This is a genomic window from Methylorubrum podarium (assembly GCF_022179745.1).
GTDB lineage: Bacteria > Pseudomonadota > Alphaproteobacteria > Rhizobiales > Beijerinckiaceae > Methylobacterium > Methylobacterium podarium.
In genome coordinates this window covers 1-5,218 of the sequence record NZ_BPRD01000350.1, presented here as the reverse complement: position 1 = coordinate 5,218, position 5,218 = coordinate 1, and the positions used below count along the sequence as shown (strand labels likewise).

Sequence of the window (5,218 nt, the reverse complement as noted above, 5' to 3'; positions counted from 1 at the left end):
GCACCGGCCCGGACGGCCTCGCGCATTACCGAGCGACGGTTTCCCTGAGGGACCGGCTCGACCTGCCGTCCGGCAACGCGACGGTGCGGCTCGGGCAGGGCATCCCGGTCGCGGCGCATGTCGAGGTCAACGTCTCCGGTCCAGGGATCGACCTCGGGTCGCGGCGCGTGATCGCCCGCGGCGAGAAGCCGGCGGGAACGGTGCGCGAGGCGGTCGTCTGTTTCGGGAACGACCACAGCGTCGGGGACAGCGCGATCCTCGACGTCGTGGTGGACGGTCGGCGGATCGAGCGCCGCTTCCTTTCTCTGTCGCGGCTCGCCATCACGCGCGACCCGCCCGCCCTGCCCGGGTCCGCGAGCTGGCCGGCGGCCTACGCCGGCGGCCTGATCCCGATGCCCAACCCTCCGGCCCAGGGGTCGGCCAGCAGCCTGTAATCCCGCGCATCCGCCTCGGCGGTGCCGCCGTCCCGCGGCCCGCCGCCGAGGACGTCGATCCTGGTATGGGCGAGGCGCAGCCGCAACCCGGGTCCGTCGTCGCGGCGCACGAGCTCCATCAGGCGGACGCCGAAGGCCAGGGCCGTGTCCCCGGCCACCTTGACCAGCCCGCCCGCCTCCTTGCGCACCTTGTGGCCCAGGCCGAGCTTGGCCGCCTCCGCCACCACCGCCTCGGCGTCGATCACGCGGCCCTTGTCGTCCGTCCAGGACATCTCGATCTCCGGGCAGCGGTACACGTCCACGACGGCGAAGATCCGCACGGCCTCAGCGCCTTCGACGAAGGAAAGGTCCGGGGCGTTCGGCCCCAGCGCCCGGCCGAGCGCGGCGAAGTCGATGCCGTCGCGCGTGGCCTTGGAGAACCGCAGGAACAACTTGCGCCCGCCGCTCGCCTCCGCCTTGGCCGAGATGCTCGGCAGGGTCGCGCCCGGCCAGAACCGCTCCAGGAAGGACGCGAAGATACCCCCCTCGACCCGGCCCTCCTGGCTGTCCGAGAACGTGGCGTCGACGTCCGCGAGGCGCGCGTCGCGCGCCACCTCCGGAAGAACCAGGCCAGGCACGAGGTTCTGGAGCGCGACGGGCCCGAACGCGTCCGGCACCGCACCGCTCCCCGCCAGCAGGAGCGCTTGGCCGGGCTGCAGGTCCTCCCGTGGCACCTTGAGCAGGTTGATCCGGTGCTTGTCGAACAGCAGCCGCAGCAGCGCATCCTGGATGTCGGGTCGGAAGACCGGATCGGTCATGGCTGGGTCCTGTCTCGTCTTGGTCGACCGGCCGGACCCTATCACGCGGCGCCGACCCGGACAGCGCCGCGCACGCCCCGGGCCGAATCCGGGACGCGCGACATAGCGCCCCCGCACGGGTCCGGTTCCTGCGTCCCGCCCGCTCGGGCGCCGGAGCCACGCGCTCGCCCGCCCGCCGCGCGCCTCGCCAGCCGCCCGTCCCGCCCGCGCGGACAAGGAGACCCATGGCGGACGCCCGCATCCGAGGCGTCCGCGGCGGCAGCCGACGGGATCGACCCTGCGCAAGCGTCCATCGACGCACCGGGACCTGCAGCCGGGGCCCCGCGTCGCGCTCCGGTGCGGATCGCCCCTCAACCCCGTGGCGCTCGCTGCGCCGGCCCGGACCGGCCGCCGCTACGGCCCCGGGGTACCGCGTGGGCCTTGATCGCCCATGTAACGGCCCGTCCAGGCCGTGGAGGTCAGGATCTGCCTGCCGACGACGCCGCACGCCCCCGCGACCGCGATGGCCACCAGGATGCGCAGGAACGTTCTCCGCGCGGCCGCCCGAACCCCTGGCCGGACGCGGCGCCTTCGTCCCGCGTTCCTGGATGTCCAGGCATGGCGTTCCGCGCGCATGCGAACTCTCCGGTCTCGCGGATACACGCCCGGGAACGCGGGAGGCCGCGCGCCCGGGGGGAACGGTACCCGCCTCTCAGCGGGGCGGGTCGAAGGAGTAGGGGAAGCTCAGCGAGTGCTGAAGGCCGGCCGTGACCCGGAAGTCCTGCCGGCGGTCGCCGCCGAAGCCGACGCCGACGGCCCCGACCAGGAGCGTCTGCGGCGTCACGATGTAGCGGGCGCCGATCTCGGCGAGGTTCACCGCGCGGCCGCGCTCCCGGTCCGTCTCGCGGTAGACGTCCGCCACCAACACGACGTCGTTCGACACCGGCTGGCTGTAGGCGACGCCGACCCGGTAACGGTCGCGCCGCTCCGCGTCCCGTCCGGTTATCGGGTCGTAGTTGTGGAACCAGGACGCGTTGAAGTGGATCTGGCGCGGCACGTACGAGTACGGCGAGAGCCCCTCCGGATCGGGCGTGCCGAGGGATTTGGTGGCCAGGAACTTGAGCTCGGTCTCGGTGCCGCCGGCCATCCGCCCGTAGGGCGTGTTGACGCCGAAGGCGACCGCCATCGCGGGCAGGACCAGGTCCTCCTGGTTGACGTTGTAGAAGCCTTGCGCCCGGAACGCGCCCTGGTCCGTATCGCTCGCCGTCCCGACACGGTACGGCGCCTCGACCGAGAGCTGGAAGTTCTTGAAGGCGCCCCATTCCAGCCGCGGCACGGCCATCAGGCTGCTGAGGCCGCGCGGGTCGTTCCGGATGCGGTTGTACTGGAAGTAGGACTGCACTTCGAGGCCGTTCTCCTTGATCGGATAGGCATCCTCGATGGTGATGGGCAGGCCCTCCTCCAGGTTGGAGTGGTCGGCGGCGAGCGCCGGGCCGGCGCAGAGGGCGAGGAGGGCCGCGAGGGCGCCGCGCGTGGTCATCGACATCGGGCGGCTCCTCAGCGGACGGCAACGCGGACCGGGCCGAGGCTCGGCTCGACGGACATGTCGATGGAGGGCACGTCGGGGATATGGGCGGCCTTGGCCTTCCAGGCGGAGAGCATGTGCTCGACCATCATGGCCGGGGTCTCGCCGGGCTCGGTGGCGCCCGGCATCATCCGCATGCCGGGGGCGACCTGCATCAGGGCGTCGCGGAGCGAGCCGGGCACCTCGCCGGGCTCGATCCCGAGCCGGCCGTTCATCATCATCTGCCGCATGACTGCGGCCCGTTGCGCCTTCGAGAGGCCGCCCGGGTACATCATCGGCAGCATCTCCATGAGCATGTCCATCATGATCATGCCCATGGCGCCCTGAGGCGCGCGCACCCAGGCCGGGTAGGTGCGCGGATCGTAACTGGGGTGGGGCTCGCGGAACTTGCGGGCGTAGGCCTCGTCGCCGGGCTGGTAGCCCATGGCGTCGATGACCCGGTACATCTCGGCCCGCTTCTCCTCGACCGTCCAGCCCTTGTAGGCCAGGATCGAGTAGGCGATGCCGTGGAGCATGTGCAGGTTGTCGAAGATGTTCGCGCTCTCGGGACTCATCCGCGCGTAGCGCGGCATGATCTCCCGCGAGAGGACCATCCGGCCCGGCCGGTCCGGGAGGACGTCCCGGTACAGGGTGTCCTGCACGGCCCGGATAGCGACCTCCTGGTCGCGGTTGCCCGCGATCATCTGGGCCTCGTAGACAGCCGGGTGCCACCAGTGGGCGACGTAGAACAGACTCTGGTCGAGCGGGTAGAAGTTCCGGAAGTAGTTGAAATAGGGCTTCATCATGATGCCCGCCCGCCGCATCGTCAGCTCAAGCGGCGCGACGCTGCGGGGCACGCCCGGGGTCTGCATGGCGAGGTAGTATTCGACCGCGCGGTCGGTCCAAACCTTCTTCTCGGCCCACGGGATCTCGCGGAACGCCATCACGTCGTAAGTCTGCTCGTGATGCATGTGCGTCCAGTCGATGGTCCGGAACAGCGTGTGCATCGCCCGGTCGACGTAGGACGAGTAGTACGGCATCTCCGGCTCGGTGGCCGGCGGGTCGCGCAGCCATCCCTGCGCTTCCTTGTCGAAGCGGGCGTCGACCGCGGAGTGGTCCTCGAACCGGGTGAGTTGCAGCAGGTCGTGCTGCTTCGAGTGGAAGAAGTGCATCCCGGCACCGATGCGGTACGCTTGGTTGTGCCGGTAGAAGAACGCGAGGTTGTACGGGCCCTTGAGGAAGCCGACCTCGTTACGCTGTTCGAGCGCGAATGCCCGACCGACGCCGCTCGACAGGGTTGCCGTCGCGGCCAACGCCCCGGCGGCGCATGCGAGAAAGCCCCGTCGCGACGTGTCGGTCATCCGAACCTCCCAAGATACCCCCTATGGGTAATGGGACCGGCGCCGGCGCGTCAAAGCCAACGTGCCGATAATCCCTGGAGGAGGACAAGATCTCGCCGCGTGTTGCCGGGAGGCGACAATCGATGCGGCCAGGGGGCTGAAGGCTCGCCCCACGAGGAACGAGGCGGCGAGGTCGGAGGTGACCAGCCAAGACCGAGCGGCGAGGCGGGTGCGGGGGCCGCGGCGGGACCGAGGGGCGCAGGCCACCCCGCCACCGCGGCGGGTGCGACGCCTTCCCCTTGCCGGGAGGCGGGGACGACGACCACGAACGAGGCGCCCTCGCGCGAGGCGCCTGGCGGAGGTCAGACGATCCGGGCGATGAGGCTGCCGACCTCATCCGCGAGCCGCTGCCGCTCGGCCTCCGAAAGGTTGCCGGCGAGGGACGATTGCACCAGCGCGTGCATGTGGTCGCGAACCATGTCGGACTGCACGCGCCGGAGCGCCGCAATCACCGCATCGATCTGATGCGCGACGTCGACGCAGTAGCGCCCGGTCTCGATCATCTGCTGCACGCCGCGCACCTGCCCCTCGATGCGGCGGAGCCGCGGAAGCTGCTGCTTGTGGTCGACCGGGACGCCCCCGTGGTCCACTTCGGAACCTGACATGTTGCCGTGCACCTCTGGTGGGGAGGCCGAGCGACGGCCCGCAACCCGGAACCATACCCCAAAAGGGTATGTTGATTCATCGCGAGCCCCCGAGCTCCGCCTGAGCTTGCGGGCCGCTCCTCATAGTAAGGCTTGACCCCACCCCCAACAATGCGAGCCGCCAAATGCATCAGATGAGCCCGGACATGCAGTCCTGCATCGACGAGTGCCTGCGCTGCTATCAGACCTGCCTCGGCATGGCCTCGAACCACTGCCTCCCGGCCGGCGGCAAGCACGTCGAGCCCGAGCATTTCCGGCTGATGCTGGCCTGCGCCGAGATCTGCCGGACCTCGGCGCACTTCATGCTGCTCGGCACCGCGCACCACAAGCACACCTGCGCCGAGTGCGCCGACGTCTGCGAGGACTGCGCCCGCAGCTGCGAGCAGGTCGGCGACATGCA

6 protein-coding genes are annotated in these 5,218 nt (G+C 70.6%); 2 read left to right on the top strand and 4 right to left on the bottom strand.

Features of this window, described 5'->3' with window-relative positions:
- The coding region (locus tag MFF42_RS17300) for a hypothetical protein (RefSeq protein WP_238256853.1) at positions 1-434 on the top strand (434 nt) is incomplete at its 5' end.
- On the opposite strand, the gene MFF42_RS17295 is transcribed toward MFF42_RS17300, so the two are convergent.
- The 4 genes from MFF42_RS17295 to MFF42_RS17280 form a co-directional block, all read right to left on the bottom strand.
- Positions 371-1,231, bottom strand: coding sequence for a hypothetical protein (locus tag MFF42_RS17295; RefSeq protein WP_012454415.1), 861 nt, complete (start codon positions 1,229-1,231; stop codon positions 371-373). The genes MFF42_RS17300 and MFF42_RS17295 overlap by 64 nt on opposite strands.
- 691 nt (positions 1,232-1,922) lie before the next feature.
- Positions 1,923-2,756: a hypothetical protein gene (locus MFF42_RS17290; protein WP_012454416.1), complete on the bottom strand. Its 834-nt coding sequence runs from the start codon at positions 2,754-2,756 to the stop codon at positions 1,923-1,925.
- 11 nt (positions 2,757-2,767) lie between these two features.
- Entirely contained in the window at positions 2,768-4,135 is a 1,368-nt protein-coding gene (locus MFF42_RS17285; RefSeq protein ID WP_238256852.1) for a hypothetical protein, read from the bottom strand.
- Between the two features lie 341 nt (positions 4,136-4,476).
- Positions 4,477-4,779, bottom strand: coding sequence for a metal-sensitive transcriptional regulator (locus MFF42_RS17280; RefSeq protein ID WP_012454418.1), 303 nt, complete (start codon positions 4,777-4,779; stop codon positions 4,477-4,479).
- 164 nt (positions 4,780-4,943) lie between these two features.
- On the opposite strand from MFF42_RS17280, the gene MFF42_RS17275 reads away from it, so the two are divergent.
- Positions 4,944-5,218: four-helix bundle copper-binding protein (locus MFF42_RS17275; RefSeq protein ID WP_238256851.1), on the top strand; the 275-nt coding region annotated here is incomplete at its 3' end.